The following is a 20,845-nucleotide window of genomic DNA, read 5'->3' as shown; positions in this document are numbered from 1 at the left end:
TCGTCATCGGTCGACCGTCGACCATTTAATTCGAGTTTACTAGAGAGTGTCTGTTCTTACAATGGACAAAAGACGCTTTTTTGATCAAAGCGCCTTTTTATCCTGCATCAGCACACGTTTCTTTCTTCCCGTACTTTTTTTATCTGAAAGCAGCAAACCTCCTAAGGTCAGTGCCGTTCCAAGCGCAGACATGAAGGTCAATTTCTCGTGAAGAACGATCATTGAAATGACCATCGTAATAATGGGCACTCCATAAATATACACACTCGATTTCACCACACCGATCGTTTTCACGGAAAAGCTCCATGTCAGAAAACAAATGGCAGATGCGAAAAAGCCTAGAAACAGCAAGTGGAAGGCAAACGATGGATTCGTCAACCGTTCCCAGTCTAAACGAATTTTAAAATGCCAGATCAGTGGAATCATCCATAGCAGTCCGTAAAAGAAGACACGCCTTGTTACCTGAATGATATGGTAGCCATATTGGTTGATCATCTTCGATAAAATGGAATAGAATGCCCAGACGATGGTAGCCGTTAAAGCTAACGCATCACCGAGTGGATTCAATTGAAACGTGGTCATTCCATTCATGCTGATCAGCACGATTCCCGTCATTGCGATGAAAAAGCCTATGAAAAACCGGCTGTGCAGCGGCTCATCTTTTAATAAAAAATAAGACAATAGAAAAGAGAAGAATGGGACAACGGAGCTGATGACACCTGCATTCGAAGCAAACGTATAAGTAAGTGCGACATTTTCTAAAAAGTAATATAAGACCACACCGCATAAACCTGCCAGCGCAAACATCCCTTCATGCTTTTTATTTCGCACCTTCATGGTGACTGGATAGATGATCACCAGAGCCAAGTACCCTATAAAAAAACGGAAAAATAAAATCTCTGTTGGAGAAAAAGCCGTTAATAATATTTTGGTAGAGATAAAGGTGGATCCCCATAAAAAAATGGTGAACATGGCCGCTAAATGACCAAGCAGCTGTTTATTTTTCATCAGCTGTTACCTGCTTTACAAAAATTTGCTGATACTGCCCTGGCGTGAGCCCAATAAATTCTGAAAAGAAATGACTGAAATGACTTTGATCAGAAAATCCAGCGGAGGCAGCCGCATCTACAGGCTTCACTCCTTGGGCGAGAAGCTCCTTCGCATAGTTCACCCTGATTGTCTGTAAATAACGATACGGCGTGATGCCTCTGAACTTTGTAAAAGCACGCAGCAATGAATATTTGTTCATGGACACAAGCTCACCTAAGTCATCTAACGAGATATTTTCCGTGAGATGTGTTTCGATATATTGCTGTACGTCTTGGACTTTTCGTTCGTTGGCACGTGCGGGTGATGCTTTTTCCTCTGATGTATCAGCATAGGCTTCAATCAACTGTTTCATAAAGAAATAGAAGGTTTCCTGTTTATTCAAAGCAGGCGCTTCTTCTGTGATCATTTGATGTAGATCATATAACGGCTTTGTTCGTTCACTTTGTGAAAACACAGGGGCTTTAAAATGCGGCTTGTGCTGAAAGATTTTTTCCAGCACCTCAGCTTCAATATTTAAGCAGCGATAATCGAGTGTCCTGTGATCAATTTGTTCACATGCGTGATTATCATACGGATTGAAAAGAAGGATATCACCCTTTTCAATGATGTATTCTTGATTTTGGCAGATCAAACGTCTTTGACCATCTTCAATAAATCCAATCACATAATATGTATGAAAATGATTCGGGAACTTTTGCATGATGCCATGAAAGCGATACGCCTCTATTTGCAAGTCTTGATCAAAATGTACAGTTCGTTCCTCTTGTGTGTTCATGTCGATCCCTCTTTTCACTGAACTGATCATTAGTGTAGCACACCCTTTTTCTCTTGGATTGTACGATATTGACTTTTCGATGCAGGCTTGCCTAGAGGGAAAAACTTGGATAACATGAGACAAAAGATGATGAATAAAAGAGGGAATGATGGGATGAATTCATTCGAGATGGAAAGACCAGCACCGTATCACATGCAATTTTATGAACAGCTGAAGCAAATGATATTTGATGGCCAGTTTCAGCCAGGAGAGCGCATCAATGAAACACAGCTTGCCAAACAATTTGGCGTAAGCCGATCACCGGTAAGAGAGGCGATGAGACTGTTAGAAAAAGACGAGCTCTTAATCGCAGATCATCGATCAGGCTATTCCGTCTATACGTTAACAGAAAAAGATGTCGAGGAGCTTTATCAAATTCGGGCGGCCTTAGAAACACTTGCTGTTGAGCTTGCCTGTAAGGAAGCCTCGCAAAGAGAAATGGATGAAATTGAGCAGGTTCTCACGCAGGCGGACGAAGCGATCAAGCAGCAGCTGCCATCTAAAGAGATCGTCCAGTTACATGAAGCCTTTCACCAAAAAATCATTTTGGCGAGTCACAATGACCGCTTATCCAAACAATTGAATCACGTGAATGCACTCATTCACTATTGCCGCATCTTCCATTTTAGCGGCGGGGCTCGTGCTGAAACCATTCAAAGAGAGCATACAGCCATCTATTCTGAAATAAAAGAGCGCCGCTCCATAGAAGCGGTTCAAGCAATGACAGAGCACTTATTACATGATGTTATGCACTTAAAGCAAGTACTCTCTAAAACAAACAAAGAATAAAGGGCTTTTCCCATTTTTTAAGCATTCCATGAACATATTTTGAATTTTTCGTAGATTTTAGCATGTCCAGACGATCTTTCGTTTATATTAGAAGATGAGAAACTAGCTTTTATACAGGAGGATTTGTATATGCATACAAGTATTAGCCGTCTTCGACAGGCGGGTTTTATTGAGGGTATGTCTCTTTTAACCCTTCTTTTAATTGCCATGCCTCTAAAATATTTTGCAGATATTCCGATGGCAGTCACTATTGTAGGCTCTCTTCATGGCGCATTGTTTGTCATCTATATGCTCGTTTTGGCATATGTGACTTTTAAAGTTCGCTGGCATTTGAAATGGTCCATCGCCGGTTTTTTTGCGGCTTTCATTCCTTTCGGTAACTTCGCCTACGATAAGGTGCTCCGCCAATATGATACAAAAGCTTAATCAAAAAGGGCTAAAACGACATTCGTTTTAGCCCTTTTTTTCCACGCTGGGGAACGCTTTTTTATATCGATGCATATTTCACAATGGCTGCTTGACGCGTCATGTCGTGATACGCCACCCATAATTCATCACCAGGCAAGACGCTAGTGATTGGATCGATTGGCTGTTTCACTTCATACATCATGCCATTTCTCTCAACCTGAATGATTGCTAACGGCAGATTGCCGATGACGCCAGCAAATTCAACATTGGTCACTTTTGCACTTCCTTGTTTCTCTTGCATGAGACCCATTTCTCTATCCAGCTCTTCTTTTTTTGTCTGGATCGTGATTTGAGTGCCGGCTGTGACCTGCATATGATCAGGGATGAATTGGCTGACCGTTTTTGTGATGGACTCATCGCCGTTTGAAACCGACACATCAAGCTGAATAGGCTTTTGTTCATGGATGGCCACTGGATATTGCTTCACACGCTGAATCGTTCCTGTTAACGTCACATCTTTCCCCGATCGATTCCTCACTTCATAGCCATAGGCTGCCATTTTGAGCTGGCCGTTGATATCGACAAGATCGGCTTTTTCTCCTGTTCTAAATTCAAAACCGGCGGCTTGAATCATCGGAATGATATACGTTTTCTGATCTAATTCAAATGTGAGTGATAAGACGGTGCCTCGTCCTACAGTTCCATATGATTCTATGTTTCTTAAAACAGCGCCTTTGATAAACTTTGGCTCGCTTGGCTGCGAGAAGTCACCCTCTTTTAAGAGCATCGCTTTTTTCTTCTTTGGATCATAGTGAATGACAATACGCTGTCCCGGCTGTGGTATCTGGGTGTAGGATACAACCGTTTTAACCGTCTTTTCTATGCGCTGCCCTTCATATTCAAATTGAAGCCGCATGCTGACAACTGGCTGTTCGTTAATGTAGGTGCCCGTTTCTTTAACAGACACAATATTGGCTTCTAATGTGACACTGTCCTTTATCTTGTTTCTCCTCACCAGTCTCAAAATCGGCGGCAGGAAGATCGCTAGCACAAATAATAATAGCGGGATCAAGATCCATATCGCCCAGTTAAGAATGAGCGGTCCGCCCTTCATAACATATTGCGTAAAGGTATCAACAGACGTTTGGTGGGCCGGACTGGCGTTTTCAATTGAGATGACCTTTTGCAAAGGAAATTCCTTTAGCTCTTTGCTTTTCGTCTCAAATGCACCCGTTAATTGATTTTCGAATGAATAATAGAGCCATTCACTTTTCACATTTTTATTGAAAGAGAGCCCTTCTCTTTGTAAAGATTCATATGAAAACGACTGCAAAAGCTTGCTGGCAGACGTCGCCTTATTCGTGCGATGGTTATATATATAACCTGTCAGTTTGCCTTTTGCTTCGTCCTTTGCTGTAGAGCCTGCAAGAAGAACTTCTTCTTCATTAAGCTGGTAAATAAAGGTTTGATAAATCGGCTTTGGTGTTGGAACGACTTCCCCAAGCCTTCCCTCTGCATTCACTTTCCTTGCCCTTTTTGGATAGTTAGATTCGACAGCGACTGCAAAGTTTTGTGATGTCCCGATTGTTTTCTCCATCTGCTGCTCCACTTTATCTTCAATGAGACTGAACGGTTCAGCGTTTTTGGAGACATAAACCCCAAGCTGTTGCTTCTCGTTTGAGATTCCGCTGACATACGCCTTCTGGTCATTTTTCAAAGCCAATTCAAACATAGGAATTGGCGTCTGCCCTCTAAAGGAATTCATGACAACATCGATAGAAACGGGTCTTGCTGGCAGCTTTAGATCGTTCAGATTGTGCACATGAAACTGACCATCCTTCAGCTCACCGATGACTGCAGCGGCACCATCCATTTCTCCTGTAAATACGAGCCGTCCATTCCATTGGTATGTATTCGTTTTTAGAAATGAGGGAATCTGCAGGTTATTTTGAACGAGCTCTTTCTTTTTTCCGCTTGGTGTTAGTTTCTCGATCAACAGCTGCCCGTCTTTATTTTTTAAAGTCAGTAAGAGATTGTTTCCTTGAATGGATGGCAGCATTTCATGAAACGTATCACTTTCTGTGGTCCATTCACTGATTCTTTTTCCTGATTGAGGATCATACATTGCAAAATGGAGCTGCTGGTCTTTTGATACAGCACTCACCACTCGTTTTCCTTCATCAAATGTAAACATTCCTTTGACGTCATACTCTGTTACTTTCCCATCTGACAAATCATCTTGGTAATGGTTCCACACCAAGACACTAAGAATGATCGCTGGAATAAAGAAGACAATATATCTGAGGAAGATGATTGGTATTCTTTTCACTTGATCGCTTCCTTTCATGAGGTTCCTTAAACTTATACGTCAGTACAGCGAAAATGTTTCATGCTAGAAGAATACCATCAAAGCCTCTGGAATCCATATTTTACAAACTTTGTTGTTTACGATAAAATCCAATCAGATTCAAAAAAGGAGTTATCTCATTGGATAAGCTATCATCAATCATTCTAGCGGCTTGGCTGCGTGTCCCTCGCTGGTTCAAGCAATGGGTACTCGTATCCATTTCCATTTTCTTTTTTTATATGTGTTTTGTAAAGGGGCTGACTAGCTGGCACACCTTGCCGCCTGTCACATTGCTCTCATGTGTGATTGGTTCCTTCATCATTTGGCTGATGTGGCTTAAGAGGCAAAAAAATAAGTGAAAAGGGGAAAATGATGAAACAATCTATTCTTTATTTTGCGATCTCTTTTGTTCTTCAATTCATTTGGTTTGGTCTTGTGCATCCAAATAGAGGCGTGACACTGCTGGATATGTTCATGTTTTCTATTTTGTTTGCGGTCATGTTCTTTTTTATTGAGCGGATTTGGCGGTATCAGAAAAAAGGACAAAGTAAATGATCATGAAGCTCGCTTTATTCACTCTGATTATTTGTGCATTTATCGGTCTGCTGTTAGTGTCAAACCCTTTTGGGGCGGACGTTATGCGAATGGTTGCGACCTTTGTTTTTCCTTTTCTTGTGCTCATTGGTTTCGGGTTCCTATTGTTTGACCCAATGAAAAAGGCTGCCAAATAGATGGCAGCCTTTTCCTTACTCTTTTCATGCAAATAAATAATCAATGTTTAATCTCCGTTACGGATTGTATGAATTAAGATTCGATCATATCAGTGTGTCATATGTGTTCCGAGTGAACCTACGTTTGAAAGTAAACGCCATGGAAGTTCTGGATAACAAGACAACGAAAGCCCTACCTCTCATTCGTCCTTACGGCTCCGAAGCCGTGCCAGTGTGAATTGTAAATCAAAACGTCTTTTTTCCATTCTTCCGCTCTTATAGGGGGGCGGTGGCAGAAGGAAAAGAATAAGTTTGTTCGCTTTGACAGCGTCTCGTTCTTATCAAGTAGAAGCTCTATTGCTTCTCATTATGTCATAGAAAAAAGAAAGTTTACTTTCTTTATTTATTTGCTTATTTCAACACTTAATATCAAACTATAACACATTCCCCCTGCTTGCGCAAGTGTTAAAGTGATAATTCTGCTGGTGTACGGCTTCCTTCATTCATATAACGAATGGAGGCTGGGTCAATCTTCAGGATCACTAGATTTGGGTCATCTTTTCCTTTAAACCATTTCTCCATCTCATCAGACCAAAGACGGTCAATCAGTTCCGGATCGTCGGTTAATGCTGCGGTGCCTGCAATCTCTGCATACGTATCACCGAATCCTTCGCCTGAATATCCAATGAGAATATGAACATTCGGGTTTTTTTCAATTTCTTCTGCTTTATGTGTTTCTTTACTCGTTGGTGTATATAACGTCAGCCCTTCATGAAAAAAAGTCATATAGCGGGTATGCGGCTTATCCTGTTCAACAGTCGCTAGTGTTCCCACCTTTTGTTCATCTAACAGGTTTAATACCTTTTGTTTTAATTCTTCTTGAGACATATCGTTTCACTCCTTCAAAATTTCATCCGTATACGTAGGTTTCCACGACAGCCCATTCATTAAACAAAGAAATGTGTTTTTCATAAAAAGAGACCTTCTGGCTGATGCTATAAAAAACAGGTTCAATGAAGGGAGAAATTGAACATGCATCATGAAACGATGTTTCATTTGAGCTCACTTGTCATTGCGGCAGTTGTTGTAGGCATAATCGTATGGTCTGTCATATCTGTGCAGAAAAATCGCAAGAAATACTAAAAACACCGCCCAATCAAAGCTGGGCGGTGCCGCGGTAGATCATGTATTCATAAAGGAACCGCCATTGACATGAAGTGTCTGTCCTGTCATATAAGACGATTCGTCAGAAGCCAGCAGGACAAAGCAGCCGACATGCTCAACAGGCTGTCCTGGTCTTCCCATCGGAGTTTCTGCTCCAAAGCTTTCCACACTGTCTTCATCAAATGTAGATGGAATGAGCGGCGTCCAAATTGGACCTGGCGCTACACCGTTCACTCGAATCCCATCTTTCACAAGCGATTGTGCCATAGAACGCGTAAAGCCGTTAATGGCTCCTTTTGTTGCCGTATAATCAATCAGCACTGGGTTACCTCTATATGGGTTAATGGATGTTGTGTTAATAATGGAGCTTCCCGGTTTTAAATAATCCAATGCCTTTTTCGTAAAATAGAAATAGGAATAGAAGTTGGTTCTAAAGGTTTGGTGAAGCTGTTCACTCGAAATATCTTGAATACGTTCTTGCGGATGCTGTTCAGCCGCATTATTTACTAAAATGTCTAATTGACCAAAGGCTTCAACTGTTTTTTCTACTGCTTTCTCACAAAAGGCTTCGTCACCGACATCTCCTGCAATCGTTAAGCATTTGACGCCTTCTTGTTCTACACGTTTTTGCGTATCCTCTGCATCCTCATGTTCATTTAAATACACAATGGCAACATGTGCACCTTCCTTTGCATAGGCAACAGATACTGCCCGTCCAATTCCACTATCTCCACCTGTAATCAGTGCCACTTTTCCTTTTAGCTTGCCAGAACCTTGATATGATTCATCCTCAAAGATCGGCGCTGGATTCATTTCTCTTTCACTGCCTGGCTGCTGATCCTGCGTTTGGCGCGGAATGCCATTTGTTAAATAATCACGTAAATCCATGTGTAAGCTCCTCCTTGATTTATTGATGTATCCTTTCATTACCACCTCATTTTTTCACTCAAACATCATGAAGCTGTATTGATGTGTTCCCGAAAATCAGCATGTTTGAACAAGGGAAAAATCGGTTACATGATCATCAAAAAGGAGCGTTCTCACATGCTGTCTATTTCGAAAACCTTTAGCAGACCAAAAGGCTGGCTCGGAAGCATTGCTGGACTCATTATGGCAAATGAAAATAAAGCATTGAATCAGTGGGCCATCCGCCACTTAGATTTGACAGATGGTGAAAACATTTTGGAAATTGGCTATGGACCAGGCTACAGTATCAAACATATGCTCAAGCATTATCAAGGCCTTCACATTGATGGGCTGGATGCTTCTTCCACCATGCAGGAGCAAGCACAGTCCCGCGTCAGCAAACGGGCAAAAGACAAACAGGTTCGTCTGTATGTCGGCAAAATCGAGAAAACACGTCTTCCCGGAGAGCAGTATGACAAAGTACTGTCTGTTAACAATTTTACGATTTGGGATGATCCAAAAACGGGCTTACTCAATCTTTATCACACCTTAAAACCAGGCGGGACACTCGCTATTGTGATGCAGCCAAGAGAAAAAGGAGCTGACGCCAATCGGACAAAAGAGATGGGTGAAAACATATTAAATGACTTGCAGTTTGCAGGGTTTGACGAATTTTCTATTGAGTATGAAGAAATTCGCCCTACCCTTGCTGTCTGTGTCACAGCAAAAAAGCCGAGAAGCGAATAAGCTCTCGGCCTTTTTCTTACCACTTTGCCTCTTTGACAAATTGATAGAAAAGCTGATGTAATTTCTGTTCAATGTTTTCCTTTGTTCCTTGTCCATAAAGCGCCATGCTTTCTTCACTTTCAATGATGGATGAACTGATCAGACTAAACATTTCTGACCCTTCCTTGCCAAGCTCTTGCGGCGCCAGCATCATGAGAATTCTTGACATCTGCTGCTGCCCGCCATCCATGCTTTTAACCTCGTATGCCTGATCAAGATCATAAATATGAAAGATTGGTTCCTTGATGAATGTATGCTTTAAATGGTAAAGAGCAAATTCAGTGCCAGGTATGCCTAAGCCGCCTTGCTGTTCACGTTCCAAAAGGCCGCCCGCCACATCATCTGCATGTATGATAAATCCTTCCTCTTCAAGCTGACGAAGCAGCTGCCTAATGGTTTCATCATGCTGCGGCATCGTCTCTCTTTTTTCGATGGTAAAATGGGACAGGATGCTGCGAATCACAAACATATAATTCGTCACCTGCTCTGCAACCGCCATCATATCAACGGTTTCTTGCGCCAATTCTTCGGGAGGTTCTTTTATTCTTTTTTTCTCGATGATATAAGGAATCTTCCGTTTAATATGAGCCTTCACACGCATAGCATCATCCTCGTTTAAAAGCGGGCTGACCATGATGTAATCGATATGCTCATATGGGATCGGAACGGTCGAGACAATCATGTCATAGCTCGATGCATCGATTTCCTTTAGCTCCATCAAAGAGGATAGATCGAATTTGGCGATCTCCGGCAATTCTTTTTTCAACCGGGAGGCAAGCATTTTCGAGGAACCAATCCCGCTTGAGCAAACAACCAGCGCATGAATTTTTGTTTCTTCTTTTTTGATTTCAAGCACTGAGCCAAAGTGAAGCACAAGAAAGGCAATTTCATCCTCTGGAAATTCAATCTCTGGAAAGAAACGCTCGACTCCTTCTTCAATCGCCATAAACAGCAAAAAGTAGTCTTTTTTAATTTGTTGTGTGAGCGGATTATAGATTCTCATCTTTTCCTTTAGACGGTTCATGGCAGGCTCAAGATGAGACACGAGCCCCTCATACAATGAATCATTTTCATTGAGATGATAGCCGGTTTTATTTGAAATAAAATCAATGAGCTTTTTCGTTCTCAGCGCTATATCCAGCTCAATTTCATCAATACGGTATTCAGTCTGAAAGCTGCGATTTGCGCTGCGAAGGTGGATGGTCATATATCCGACCTCCGCTTCAGGGATCTCCACATTAAACATGCGTTCAAGCGCTCTTGCCATTCGAAGTGATGATTCAAATTCCTTCGTCCGCTTTAATTCCAGCAGCTCCTCCTCTTCCATTCGAATGGTTTCCCCAAGCTGAATACGTTCGATAGCATAGGTTAAGTGAACAACAAGTGCAATATAGGCACTATCAGATAAGGAGAGTGACAGTCGATCTTTCAAATGAAAGAGCAGCCTTTCTACCTTTAGCAGCTGTCCTCTGCTGACAACGCCAAACACCTTTTCCGTTGCTTTCGTTCGATGTTTGATATTCATTTCAATCGTTTCTAAAAACAATTGAATGTCGAGCCGGTCAACAATGAGATTGCCGACAATTTTTCGTTTTGCTTCCTCCGGCCCTTTTAATTCAATGCCGTACCCGCGCTTGCGGATAAGCTGCAAACCGTATGGAGCAATCCACTCCGTCAGTTCATCTAAATCATAGCTGATCGTCGCATTTGTTACCTGCAAGTCAGCTGCGAGTGTGTATAATTTCACCGGTTCCTTCGCTTCAAGCAGCGCACATAGAATTAAGAGCTTTCGTTCATCTGAGCTATATTCGATTTGATCCTCATTTGACATATGAGCAAGAAGCCGCTGTTTATCCTCCTGTTCGCCGACTGCCTTCAAGCCTTTCCCCGGCTGTTTATCTAATGAAAGATGATAATCTTTCAATATTGGTTTAATGGATTTTAGTTCTCTATGGATCGTTCTAGTACTTACCTGAACAGAATCGGCTATCTCACGAATGGTGACATAACGATTTTGCTGAATGATGTATTTAATGACTTTCTGTTCTCGTGCCGTTATGTACATGAAATGCCTCCTTCTGTATAAATAGGTCTATTGTCACACCTTAATATAAAACGCTTTCAACGAGCGTTGCAATCTTAAGTTGATCTGAATTTGGCACAGCGGCTGTGACAAAATATAAACAAGGGATCATCAGACACTTCTCCAAAATGAAGGTCCATAATCCTTTTGATGAAATTGAACCTTTTGTTCTTGAAAAGGCAGTGAACCCCCCGCTTTTAAAGAATAAGTCGGATTGTATACTGGAGAGCCAAAGCAATAATCGATTGTGCCTTCTTCCGGACGGAACATGACGGTTCGCATCGTTCCAAACAGCTCCTCATAATTGTGCACAGCCAGACCATCAGGATATTCTGTCTGGAACAGTTTCACAAGAGAATCACTTGATCGTTGTTCTTTTAACGCTTCCATTAACATATCGTATCTGACAACAGAATGATGTTTGGTCATCCCTTTTGCTGTTTGATCAGCTACCGGATGATTCGTTGCGGCAATATAACCTCTCTCCGGTCTTCTCACTCTTTTTTGACCATCAATGATTTCAATCACAGCCGCCTCTCCTTTTCGATCCGCAAGCATGATGTGAACATTTGAGGCAACGGGCATTTCCTTGATAGAGCGAATGGCTTCCTCGACCGTTTGACAGGTTTCCAGAACAGAGCGAATCACATGATACACCTGCAAACCAGCCACTGCTGGGGGTTTTAAACCGGGTTCATTGCCAACCGGCGGACCGCAAGCAGAGAAAGTCACAGCAAGACCATACTCATTCATCCCATCAGATCTGCCAAACAAGAGCAGCGACGAGCCTGTATGATATGCCGAGCCTTTTACATGTGTCGTCACAAGACGCATATCATCAAAAATCGGGGAGAAATCATAGTTACGAAGCATGACCGTTTGTTGACCTGCCGCCATATTCCCCTGCCTCACACAGTGGGAACAGCCTGGCTGAAGATGAGATGAATAGAAAAAGGTCAAATAACGCTCATCTAATTGCATTTCATCACAAAACCCAGCAAACTCTTCATCTAATTGAGGAAGAAAGGGACGGATCAGCTGCTTCGTTTCTTTCACAGCCTGTTGTGTTACCGGTTCTGTCCGAATATATTGTGTCTTTAGCAGCGGGTTCTCCTTAAGCCAGACAGCCTGCTGTTTTCCCACTTCATAAGCCGTTCCAGTCATCTCTTGAAAATATGCACTAATCTCCTCCATGCCTCCACACCTCTTTCGCCTTCGTTTCTTTTATCATATCGAAACCGTCATTTATTGAAAAGGATGAAAAAAACTGCAATCCCACGGATTACAGCTGTTTACAGTATGCCTTAAACAATGCTTCTGCCATCGCTTCATACCCCTTAGGGTTCGGGTGAAATTGATCAATCGATAAGTAGGCTCTTTCATGCCCTTCAAACGCCCGGTACACATCCACAACTTCTACATGTGGATTCGCAGCAAGCAAACGAAGTTGTTGATTATATTGCTGAAGCCACCGCCCGGCTATTGGTATTTGCGGAAATGGATTATATAAATTCATGAAATATACGTAGTAAGGCTGATGCTGCCCTTTTTTGATCTGAGCAATTTTTTGAATCATCTTGCTAAAATTCGCCTGACAATGTATGACTGCTTGCAGCAGTTTCTTTTCATCTTCACCTTCTTCATACTGCTGAACAGCTTGAACAAGGTCATTCCCACAGCCTGTGATGGTGATGATGTCTGCTGCTGCAATCGCACGTCTCACCTCTGACCGTTTGAAGAGCTGTAAAATCTGATCAGTCGTTAACCCTGATTTTGCAAATACGGACAGCTCGACCGGTGCATGTGTCTTTTTTTCAAGCATCCACCAAAATCGCTGAACAAATCCTCCGCCAAATAAACGTGCCCCCACCCCAACTGTTAAGGAATCTCCAATCGCAACATAGGATCGTCCCACTCTTATCCCTCACTCTCTCCTGCCTTCTCTTATATATACGAATTCGGAGAACAGTTGCTTGTAGCAGATGACTTAGGGGCATCCATCTATTTTTGAGATGCAGTGCCTTTACAAACTCTTTACTTGCGATATCGAACGATTTTTTGTTCAATAAGAGTAGGCTTTTTACGCTGAAAACTGCGTGTTTACGCGTTCCAGAAAAATTTACAAACTTTTTATCTTGATTTCGAGACTTTATACCTTGACTTCAAACTACATTGTGATTACAATGAAAATATCAGTTTTCATGTAACTGTGCTTGTTACATCTTTTTCATAGCATTCCAATATGATTAAAGATGCCACATATTCAGTGTATCATTGGGATACGCTAAAAAAATAACCGAAACAGAAAGGATTGAATGAACATGGCAAAAGTTTTATACATCACTGCACATCCGCATGATGAAACAGTTTCTTACAGTATGGCTACTGCTAAGGCATTTATCGAATCTTATAAGGAAGCAAATCCAAGTGACGAGGTTGTACATATCGATTTGTACAAAGAAAACATCCCTCACATTGATGCAGATGTATTCGCTGGCTGGGGCAAACTTCAATCTGGCGCTGGTTTCGATACACTTTCAGCTGAAGAGCAAGCGAAAGTTGCTCGTCTAAACGAATTAAGTGATCAATTCGTTTCTGCTGACAAATATGTATTTGTTTCACCACTTTGGAACTTCTCATTCCCACCAGTTCTTAAAGCATACATCGACTCTGTTGCTGTAGCTGGTAAAACATTCAAATACACTGAGCAAGGTCCTGTTGGATTATTAACAGACAAAAAAGCTCTTCACATCCAAGCACGTGGCGGATACTACTCTGAAGGTCCTGCTGCTGAACTTGAAGCAGGTCACCGTTACCTTGGTACAATCGCTAGCTTCTTCGGAATTCCTTCTTTCGAAGGTCTTATCGTTGAAGGCCACAATGCTGAGCCTGCGAAAGCAGAGCAAATTAAAGCAGATGCAATCGAACGTGCGAAAGCTTTAGGAAAAACTTTCTAATAACTGCACGCAAAAAGCCAATGATCTTTACGGTCATTGGCTTTTTATTTGTTCAGATGAAAATCCTAATTCCCTCGAAATATCACTGGCAGCTTTTTTCACCTGTTTAATTAAGTAAGGTAAGCGTTCTTTTTGATATCCTGCTTCAAATCCTGCAATGCTAATACCTGCTACCACTTCCCCCAGATGATTGAAAATTGGGGCTCCAATCGCAGCTGTATAGTTTTCAAGCTCAGAATAGCTTAGCGTATATCCCCGTGCATTTGATTCTTCCAGCATGTTTCTTAGAACCTCTTTATCTGTGATGGTCCCAATTCCGATCTTCCCCAGCTCAATTGAGTCAATATAGGCAAGTCTCTCGCTCTCTGGCAAAAAGGAGAGAATACTTCTCGCACAGGCACCCGCATATAGGGGGGACCGTCTGCCGACGGCGGTGTAGAGACGAACAGGCTGCGTACCTTCAATCTTTTCCACGTAAATGGCTTCGTCGCCCTCACGAACAATGAGCTGTACAGCTTCACCTACTTCATCCCGTAAGCTTTCCATAAATGGTCTTGCAATCCTTCGAATATCAAGGCGGTCCGCCACAAGCTGACCGTATTCAAGGAACATTAAGCCTAATCGATAAACACCCGTTTCTTGCTTTTCTAACAGCCCCATATCAGCTAAAGAGCTCGCCATACGATGAACAGATGTTTTCGGCATACCGGAAAGCTCGATCATTTCATTTAATGTTAATTGATCGTGAGCGATAAACAGCCGCAAAATCTCCATTGATTTCACAACCGTTTTATTTGTGTTTTGCATCTTCTTCACCTTTTCTAAACGAGAATGCTTCCAGCTTGATTCTTGCGGCCAGCTCCCTCAGTTCTGCTTCTTGCTTAAATAACGCCTGCTCTGCATCCCGGTGATCTATTTGTTCAAAATACAGCTTTGCCCCAGGCATCGCCTGTGCAATAAGCGGCAGATCAACAGTTGCTACTTCTCCAATACGCGGGTATCCGCCTGTCGTCTGCCGATCTGCCAGCAGAATAATCGGCTGGCCATCGGGTGGAATTTGAATAGATCCAAAGGCGACAGCTTCTGAGATCAATTCCAGCTTTTCTTTTAAATGAACCGGCTCCCCCTTCAGCCGGCAGCCCATACGATCTGATTGGGGTGTGACCTGATAAGGCTGCTCAAAAAAAGCGGTTTGAGATGTTTCTTGAAAAAAAGAAAGATGCCTGCCTGCCAGCACGCGAATCACTGGCGATTTCCGCAGCGGCAAAAAATGATCATGACTCACTGTCCAATCGGGTTCGCCGTACCCCGTCTGATTCACTTTATTTATTAGCCTATCAAACAAATGATCCGCTACGATAGACGGCTCTCCAACAGGCAGAATGTCGCCTTTTTCAAGCGGTCGTCCTTTCAGTCCACCGATTCCTGCTCTGACATAAGTGCTTTTGCTCTGCATGACTAGTTCCACATCAAATCCACCTGCCACAGCAAGATAAACGCGGCAGCCTCTCTTACAAAGACCAAAGGTAATCGTGCTTCCTGATCGAACAAAGAGCGGCTTCCATAATGGTGCCCGCTCTCCATCAATATCAATCTCTACATCAGCACCAGTGACGGCAATGAGCTGATCCTTCTCACATGTGAGCACAGGCCCCGGCCCCATCAACGTCACTTCCAGCACGGCTTCGTTTTCTTGGTTACCGGTGAGAATGTTGGCGATTCTAAGTGAGAGCGGGTCCATGCCGCCGCTCGTTAAGACACCATACTTTTGATAGCCTTGACGCCCTTTATCTTGAATGGTTGTGTACATCCCTGGCTTGATGACATGAATACTCAACATTCTGCCTCCTTCATGCTGAAAAATTCCTTTTCAGACATTTGGACAAATCTGACCTCGTCCCCTGCTTTCAATAAACTCGGAATTTCATCGTCTGGGCGAAAAAGCGGCAGCGGGGTTTGTCCAATGAGCTGCCAACCCCCGGGTGTAGAAATTGGATAAACGCCTGTCTGCTTTCCTGCAATACCAACAGAGCCTTTTGGAATGGACATTCTTGGTGTTTCTCTGCGTGGTGCTGCGATCTTTTCAGACAGCCCGCCTAAAAACGGAAACCCTGGGGCAAATCCAATCATATAGACAAGGTACGTGCCCGCAGTGTGAATACGCACGACTTCCTCTGGCGTTAAACCATTGATACGGGCAACCTCTTCTAAATCAGGACCCAGCGCTCCTCCGTAACAGACTGGAATGTCAACGATGCGGCGCTTTACCTGAACTCCCTCCTGCCATTTGTCTTCAAGAAGTTGTTCAATGTAGCCTTTGACCCATTCATATGGAGACAGGTCATGTGTTTGAAGCTGGGCCGATTGATGAACGGTATAAGGCTCGTAGAAAACAGTCACATTAGTAAAGGCTTGAACCGCTTCTACATATCCTTCAAATGGGTGCTGTTCAATACATGCAAACAGCTGCTCAACACGTGCATGAATCTCCTCACGTATGTCAGCTCCAGCTTGGATGACGATCGCTGCATCTCCCAGCGGGTGGTAGGTGATGGAATCTTTTATCGTTGAAAAAGCCACTTGAGAACACCTCTCTTTCTACAGTACGCCGAGCTTTTGATCTCTTCGATCTGTGATGAACATATGCCCAGGTGCATGAGTAATCGCAATATCGGGTTTTGTATGCATGACAATGGCTTGCGGCGTCACACCACATGCCCAAAACACCGGGACTTCTCCTTCTTTGATCACAGATGGTTCTCCAAAGTCAGGCTGATCTACATCGGAAATGCCAATCATCGCTGGGTCCCCTATATGGATCGGGCCCCCATGCACTGATGGAAATCGAGATGTCACTTGAACACTTCTTGTGACTTGATGCGCCGGAATGGGTCTCATGCTGACCACCATCGGGCCATGAAAGACTCCTGCTTTTTCACAAGCTATATTTGTTTGATACATGGGTACGTTATGACCGTCTTCGATATGGCGGACAGGAATGTCATTTAGCATAAGCGCGTGCTCAAACGTAAAACTGCATCCAATGAGAAAGGCAACCATATCATCCTCCCAATAAGCAGTGATATCTGTCACCTCTTCTTCAAGAATCCCTTTTCGGTAAATACGGTACTTAGGAAAGTCCGAACGAATATCCGCTTGAGGCGCCGACCGTCTTGGCACTGGATCACCTGGGTCCAGTACATCAAGCAAGGGACACGCAGCCGGATTCCGCTGACAAAATAATAGAAAATCAAAGGCAAGTTCCTTTTTGACAATCATTAAATTGGCTTGAGCAAACCCCTCTGCAAAGCCAGCCGTTGGTCCTGTGATCTTTTTTTCGCGAATCAATTCTCTCATCTGTGATGGCTCATATGTTTGATAAGTATTCATCTGAATCAACTCCATAGTTTCGGGATTTCATTAATGATGGTATAGCCGCCCATCATCGCCATAATGACCACAACAAATGCACCAGTCACTGTCAAAAAGAATGGATGCCGATAATCTCCGACAATGTCTTTCTTATACGCCGCAACGAGTAATGTGCCAAGGGCGAGCGGCAAAATCAATGCATTGATCGCTCCAACTAATATCAAGATGTTCACTGGTCTTCCGATCGTAATAAAACAAAGGGTCGAGAGGGCAATAAAGCCAATGATGATACCACGCTGGTTTTGCTCAATTTTTGGTGAGAAGGTTTTGAAGAAAGAAACAGATGTGTATGCTGCTCCAATGACGGATGTAATCGCCGCAGCCCACATAATAATCCCGAACATTTTATATCCGATATTTCCTGAAGCTAATTGAAAAACAGAGGCAGGCGGGTTGGATGGATCTATCTGCAAGCCTTTTGAGACAACTCCTAATGTGGCAAGAAAGAGTGCCACACGCATGACAGATGTAATTAACACACCGAAAATAGAGCTTTTCGTCACTTGCGGCAGTGCTTCCTTCCCCTTAATACCTGCATCCAGCAAGCGATGCCCGCCAGCAAAGACGATATAGCCGCCTACCGTTCCGCCCACAAGTGTCACAATGGATAAAATATCAATCGTCTCTGGGACAAATGTTCTCACGGCTGCTTCTCCAACTGGCGGCGCTGTTGAAATCGCCACGTACAGCATCAGGCCAATCATGACAAAGCCTGCTGCCTGCGTAAAACGGTCCATCGCTTTCCCAGCCTCTTTGATCACAAAGATGAGAATGGCAATCACAGCACTGATCCCTGCGCCGATTCGCGGATCGACACCGAAGATCACCTGAAAACCGAGACCAGCTCCAGCGATATTTCCGATGTTAAAGGCAAGTCCTCCAATGACAATCAAAAAGGCCAGCACATACCCGAGACCCGGGAGCACCATATTCGCTATATCCTGACCTCGTTTTTCTGAAACGGCAATGATGCGCCATACATTTGTTTGTGCAAAAATATCTAATAAAATTGAGATCAAAATGACAAACCCAAAGCTAGCCGCAAGCTGCTGTGTGAAGACGGTTGTTTGTGTTAAAAATCCCGGTCCGATCGCGGACGTCGCCATTAAAAAGGCAGCGCCCATCAGCATAGACCGATTCCCCTTTGGTGCCTTCATTTGTTTGACTTTCTCTGTTTTCATGCTGTTTCCCCCTTTGATGACGATTTTTATTGAAAGGCCTTGAGATGAATCCCGGCTTCTTTTAGCTTCGCTGTAATGGTTTTTGCAAATTGAAGCGCATGGCTGCCGTCTCCGTGAATGCAGACCGTATCTGCTTTGAGCTCGATATCTTCTCCTTGAACTGTACGAACCCTGCTTTCTCGCACCATACGAACAACCTGCTGGACGGCCCGTTCATCCTCTTCAATGAGTGCATGTGGTTCGCGGCGGGATGTCAGCGTCCCGTCTGTTTGATACGTCCGATCAGAAAAAACTTCATGTGCCACTTGAAGACCTATTCGTTCACCTGCTAACGCAAGTTCACTGCCTGACAGACCAAATAACACAAGGTTTGGGTCCACATCATAAACAGCCTTCGCAATTGATTCAGATAATTCAGTATTTTCAGCTGCCATGTTGTAGAGGGCGCCGTGTGGTTTGACATGCTGCATCGTGCCGCCCTCGGCCTTGAGAAAGGCTGATAGAGCGCCAATTTGATAGATGACAAGATCATAGGCTTCCTCTGCGGAGATAGCCATTGGACGTCTGCCAAAGCCGGCCAAATCTTGCAAACCCGGATGCGCACCAATTTTAACCCCTTTATCCAGTGCCATTCTAACTGTCTTTCTCATGACCGTTGGATCTCCTGCATGAAAACCGCAAGCAATGTTGGCTGAGGTGACATATTCTAAGATTTGTTCGTCTGCACCGATTGTGTATTGACCAAAGCTTTCTCCCAAATCACAGTTGATATCCACTTGATACATAGAATCCCTCCTTGTTGTTCCGAAATACGGAATATAAAGTCCGAATATTCGAATTTATATTGATTATACCAACTTTGGATAGACTGCACATGAAATTGGCAGAAAACATAACATTCGAACTAGGAGAAAACAAAAAAAGCGAGAGGCAAAGTCCTCTCACTTTTTCTTGTAATGAAGTGCACCTTATTTAGACAGCACCCAATGTTGGATGGCTTTTGCAACACCGTGTTCTGTGTTAGGAGCCGTAATCCAATCAGCCGCCTCTTTCACCACTTCCTGGGCATTTCCCATCGCAATGCCTAATCCGGCTTCTTGAATCATGGCCATATCATTGAGGCTGTCGCCAAGTGACATGACGTTGTCCATCGTACAGCCAATGCGTTCTGCTACTTTTGCAAGAGCTGCCGCTTTGTTAATGCCGGCTGCATTCACTTCGATATTCGTTGGACTTGAGTTTGTGATCTCTAGGTGCTTATTTGTTTTCAATGTATTGAGTACTTCCTCACGAACGTCATCATCATGAATATCAAAGCCAAATTTCAGCCATTCATGGTCATGAATCCGTTCAGGGAATTCACCTCTCCACACCTTATCCACAGTCGAAGCCCAGTAATCGGTTTCGTACCTATTTTTTAAATCCCACATCATTTGGACGTGATCAGGATGCAGCAGATCTCGTTCGATCAGCTGAAAATTTGAATCCCAGATTTCACTTCCGTTTGCTGTCACGAGGTAAGACGATAACTTGAGCGGCTCAACCAGCTCTCGGCATGTCATCAGTGTCCGCCCTGTGCTAATGACCACATGGACCCCTTTTGCTTCAGCTTCTTTAATGGCTTGTTTATTTTCCTCTGGAATGATGTGCTCACTGTTTAACAGCGTGCCATCCATATCAATGGCAATCAATCGGATGTCTTTCTTATGAGCTTGTGTTGACAAATTGAGTACCTCACTTTGTATCGATTTTTGAAACTATCTTTATTTTAATATAAAGAGGAAGCTGGCACAAAGGGACGAGTTTGATCCCATAGAAAAAAGACCTTATTACAGGTCTTTTCACATGTGCTTAGCGTTCACACGCAATGCCGTCTTTGTCGCGGTCAAGCTTCATGTTTTTTTGATAAAGTGCTTTTGATACATATGGCTTGTACTTTGTTTTTCCGCCTTTGTTTTTCGTGTTTTTGCTTTTTGCTACGCCGCCTTTATATACCTTGTTCAGCGCTTTACAGTTTTTGTACTTCACTGTCTTTGCATCTGCTGTGTGGGTGTCGACTTGTGTAAAGCTTAGTAAAAGACCTAAAGACAAGACAGCCACCATGATTTTTTTCAACATGTAAGATCCCCCTATTTTTTCTAATTTTACAATTTTATCATATGTCACCACTTTTTGTTTTTCAAGACTATCGAGCTAAATATTTTGATTTTTTTGGCAC

The 20,845-nt window shown here is 43.2% G+C and carries 23 protein-coding genes; 7 read left to right on the top strand and 16 right to left on the bottom strand.

Translation table 11 applies throughout. The annotated features are described in order from the left end of the window. Positions 1-84: 84 nt before the first annotated feature. Positions 85-1,008, bottom strand: a complete 924-nt coding sequence (locus tag AAYR28_RS02280; protein ID WP_061110669.1) for a DMT family transporter — start codon at positions 1,006-1,008, stop codon at positions 85-87. Next, positions 998-1,825, bottom strand: coding sequence for a helix-turn-helix domain-containing protein (locus AAYR28_RS02275; RefSeq protein WP_061110668.1), 828 nt, complete (start codon positions 1,823-1,825; stop codon positions 998-1,000). The genes AAYR28_RS02280 and AAYR28_RS02275 overlap by 11 nt, the downstream gene beginning before the upstream one ends. 153 nt (positions 1,826-1,978) lie before the next feature. Here AAYR28_RS02275 and AAYR28_RS02270 point away from each other — a divergent pair, with 153 nt between their 5' ends. Together AAYR28_RS02270 and AAYR28_RS02265 are read left to right on the top strand one after the other, a co-directional pair. Further along, entirely contained in the window at positions 1,979-2,653 is a 675-nt protein-coding gene (locus AAYR28_RS02270) for a GntR family transcriptional regulator (RefSeq protein WP_061110675.1), read from the top strand. A gap of 129 nt (positions 2,654-2,782) precedes the next feature. Continuing rightward, complete coding sequence (locus AAYR28_RS02265; protein WP_034664017.1) at positions 2,783-3,079, top strand: DUF3817 domain-containing protein; 297 nt, start codon at positions 2,783-2,785, stop codon at positions 3,077-3,079. A 61-nt stretch (positions 3,080-3,140) separates the two neighbouring features. Here the strand turns inward: AAYR28_RS02265 and AAYR28_RS02260 are convergent, their stop codons facing one another. Next, positions 3,141-5,390, bottom strand: a complete 2,250-nt coding sequence (locus AAYR28_RS02260) for a hypothetical protein (RefSeq protein ID WP_326134961.1) — start codon at positions 5,388-5,390, stop codon at positions 3,141-3,143. A 158-nt stretch (positions 5,391-5,548) separates the two neighbouring features. Here AAYR28_RS02260 and AAYR28_RS02255 point away from each other — a divergent pair, with 158 nt between their 5' ends. The 3 genes from AAYR28_RS02255 to AAYR28_RS02245 are packed head-to-tail and all read left to right on the top strand — an operon-like array spanning position 5,549 to position 6,139. Continuing rightward, on the top strand, positions 5,549-5,767 hold the full coding sequence (locus tag AAYR28_RS02255) for a hypothetical protein (RefSeq protein ID WP_041116719.1): 219 nt from the start codon (positions 5,549-5,551) through the stop codon (positions 5,765-5,767). A 13-nt stretch (positions 5,768-5,780) separates the two neighbouring features. Further along, the gene (locus AAYR28_RS02250) at positions 5,781-5,963 is read left to right on the top strand and encodes a hypothetical protein (protein ID WP_041116717.1); all 183 of its coding nucleotides are present in this window, start codon (positions 5,781-5,783) and stop codon (positions 5,961-5,963) included. Beyond that, a complete protein-coding gene (locus AAYR28_RS02245) occupies positions 5,960-6,139 on the top strand; it encodes a hypothetical protein (protein ID WP_041116715.1) in 180 nt (59 codons plus the stop codon). Before AAYR28_RS02250 ends, AAYR28_RS02245 begins: the two co-directional genes overlap by 4 nt. 444 nt (positions 6,140-6,583) lie before the next feature. Here AAYR28_RS02245 and AAYR28_RS02240 read toward each other — a convergent pair whose 3' ends face one another. Next, positions 6,584-7,006: a pyridoxamine 5'-phosphate oxidase family protein gene (locus AAYR28_RS02240; RefSeq protein WP_081123998.1), complete on the bottom strand. Its 423-nt coding sequence runs from the start codon at positions 7,004-7,006 to the stop codon at positions 6,584-6,586. Positions 7,007-7,300: 294 nt separating this feature from the next. Further along, the gene (locus AAYR28_RS02235; protein ID WP_034283829.1) at positions 7,301-8,170 is read right to left on the bottom strand and encodes an SDR family oxidoreductase; all 870 of its coding nucleotides are present in this window, start codon (positions 8,168-8,170) and stop codon (positions 7,301-7,303) included. A gap of 156 nt (positions 8,171-8,326) precedes the next feature. Here AAYR28_RS02235 and AAYR28_RS02230 point away from each other — a divergent pair, with 156 nt between their 5' ends. Beyond that, positions 8,327-8,935 carry a class I SAM-dependent methyltransferase gene (locus tag AAYR28_RS02230; RefSeq protein ID WP_176967314.1) on the top strand — a complete coding sequence of 203 codons (609 nt, stop codon included), beginning with the start codon at positions 8,327-8,329 and terminating at the stop codon, positions 8,933-8,935. Positions 8,936-8,951: 16 nt separating this feature from the next. On the opposite strand, the gene AAYR28_RS02225 is transcribed toward AAYR28_RS02230, so the two are convergent. The 3 genes from AAYR28_RS02225 to AAYR28_RS02215 form a co-directional block, all read right to left on the bottom strand. Further along, positions 8,952-11,039 (bottom strand): BglG family transcription antiterminator, encoded by a 2,088-nt coding sequence (locus tag AAYR28_RS02225; RefSeq protein WP_176967315.1) that lies wholly within the window; start codon positions 11,037-11,039, stop codon positions 8,952-8,954. A 129-nt stretch (positions 11,040-11,168) separates the two neighbouring features. Further along, complete coding sequence (locus AAYR28_RS02220; protein WP_326134958.1) at positions 11,169-12,251, bottom strand: C45 family peptidase; 1,083 nt, start codon at positions 12,249-12,251, stop codon at positions 11,169-11,171. Positions 12,252-12,339: 88 nt separating this feature from the next. After that, positions 12,340-12,972: a GDSL-type esterase/lipase family protein gene (locus tag AAYR28_RS02215; protein WP_098677282.1), complete on the bottom strand. Its 633-nt coding sequence runs from the start codon at positions 12,970-12,972 to the stop codon at positions 12,340-12,342. A 406-nt stretch (positions 12,973-13,378) separates the two neighbouring features. Here AAYR28_RS02215 and AAYR28_RS02210 point away from each other — a divergent pair, with 406 nt between their 5' ends. Then, a complete protein-coding gene (locus tag AAYR28_RS02210; protein WP_034283819.1) occupies positions 13,379-14,014 on the top strand; it encodes an FMN-dependent NADH-azoreductase in 636 nt (211 codons plus the stop codon). Between the two features lie 33 nt (positions 14,015-14,047). On the opposite strand, the gene AAYR28_RS02205 is transcribed toward AAYR28_RS02210, so the two are convergent. The 8 genes from AAYR28_RS02205 to AAYR28_RS02170 all read right to left on the bottom strand — a co-directional run bounded on the left by AAYR28_RS02205 (position 14,048) and on the right by AAYR28_RS02170 (position 20,745). Beyond that, positions 14,048-14,821, bottom strand: coding sequence for an IclR family transcriptional regulator (locus AAYR28_RS02205; RefSeq protein ID WP_041116704.1), 774 nt, complete (start codon positions 14,819-14,821; stop codon positions 14,048-14,050). Beyond that, entirely contained in the window at positions 14,805-15,851 is a 1,047-nt protein-coding gene (locus AAYR28_RS02200; protein WP_326134956.1) for a biotin-dependent carboxyltransferase family protein, read from the bottom strand. The genes AAYR28_RS02205 and AAYR28_RS02200 overlap by 17 nt, the downstream gene beginning before the upstream one ends. Next, positions 15,848-16,594 carry a 5-oxoprolinase subunit PxpB gene (gene pxpB, locus AAYR28_RS02195; protein ID WP_046313919.1) on the bottom strand — a complete coding sequence of 249 codons (747 nt, stop codon included), beginning with the start codon at positions 16,592-16,594 and terminating at the stop codon, positions 15,848-15,850. Before pxpB ends, AAYR28_RS02200 begins: the two co-directional genes overlap by 4 nt. An 18-nt stretch (positions 16,595-16,612) precedes the next feature. Further along, the gene (locus AAYR28_RS02190; protein ID WP_326134955.1) at positions 16,613-17,404 is read right to left on the bottom strand and encodes a putative hydro-lyase; all 792 of its coding nucleotides are present in this window, start codon (positions 17,402-17,404) and stop codon (positions 16,613-16,615) included. 5 nt (positions 17,405-17,409) lie between these two features. Continuing rightward, complete coding sequence (locus AAYR28_RS02185; RefSeq protein ID WP_034283809.1) at positions 17,410-18,627, bottom strand: NRAMP family divalent metal transporter; 1,218 nt, start codon at positions 18,625-18,627, stop codon at positions 17,410-17,412. Positions 18,628-18,653: 26 nt separating this feature from the next. Further along, complete coding sequence (locus tag AAYR28_RS02180; protein ID WP_326134953.1) at positions 18,654-19,412, bottom strand: 5-oxoprolinase subunit PxpA; 759 nt, start codon at positions 19,410-19,412, stop codon at positions 18,654-18,656. Between the two features lie 183 nt (positions 19,413-19,595). Beyond that, positions 19,596-20,351, bottom strand: a complete 756-nt coding sequence (locus AAYR28_RS02175; protein WP_024425552.1) for a Cof-type HAD-IIB family hydrolase — start codon at positions 20,349-20,351, stop codon at positions 19,596-19,598. 127 nt (positions 20,352-20,478) lie between these two features. Beyond that, positions 20,479-20,745 carry an excalibur calcium-binding domain-containing protein gene (locus AAYR28_RS02170; protein WP_080943500.1) on the bottom strand — a complete coding sequence of 89 codons (267 nt, stop codon included), beginning with the start codon at positions 20,743-20,745 and terminating at the stop codon, positions 20,479-20,481. Between the last annotated feature and the right edge of the window lie 100 nt (positions 20,746-20,845).

This window comes from Bacillus safensis (assembly GCF_039619585.1).
Lineage (GTDB): Bacteria > Bacillota > Bacilli > Bacillales > Bacillaceae > Bacillus > Bacillus safensis.
This window is presented reverse-complemented; position numbering and strand designations above follow the sequence as displayed.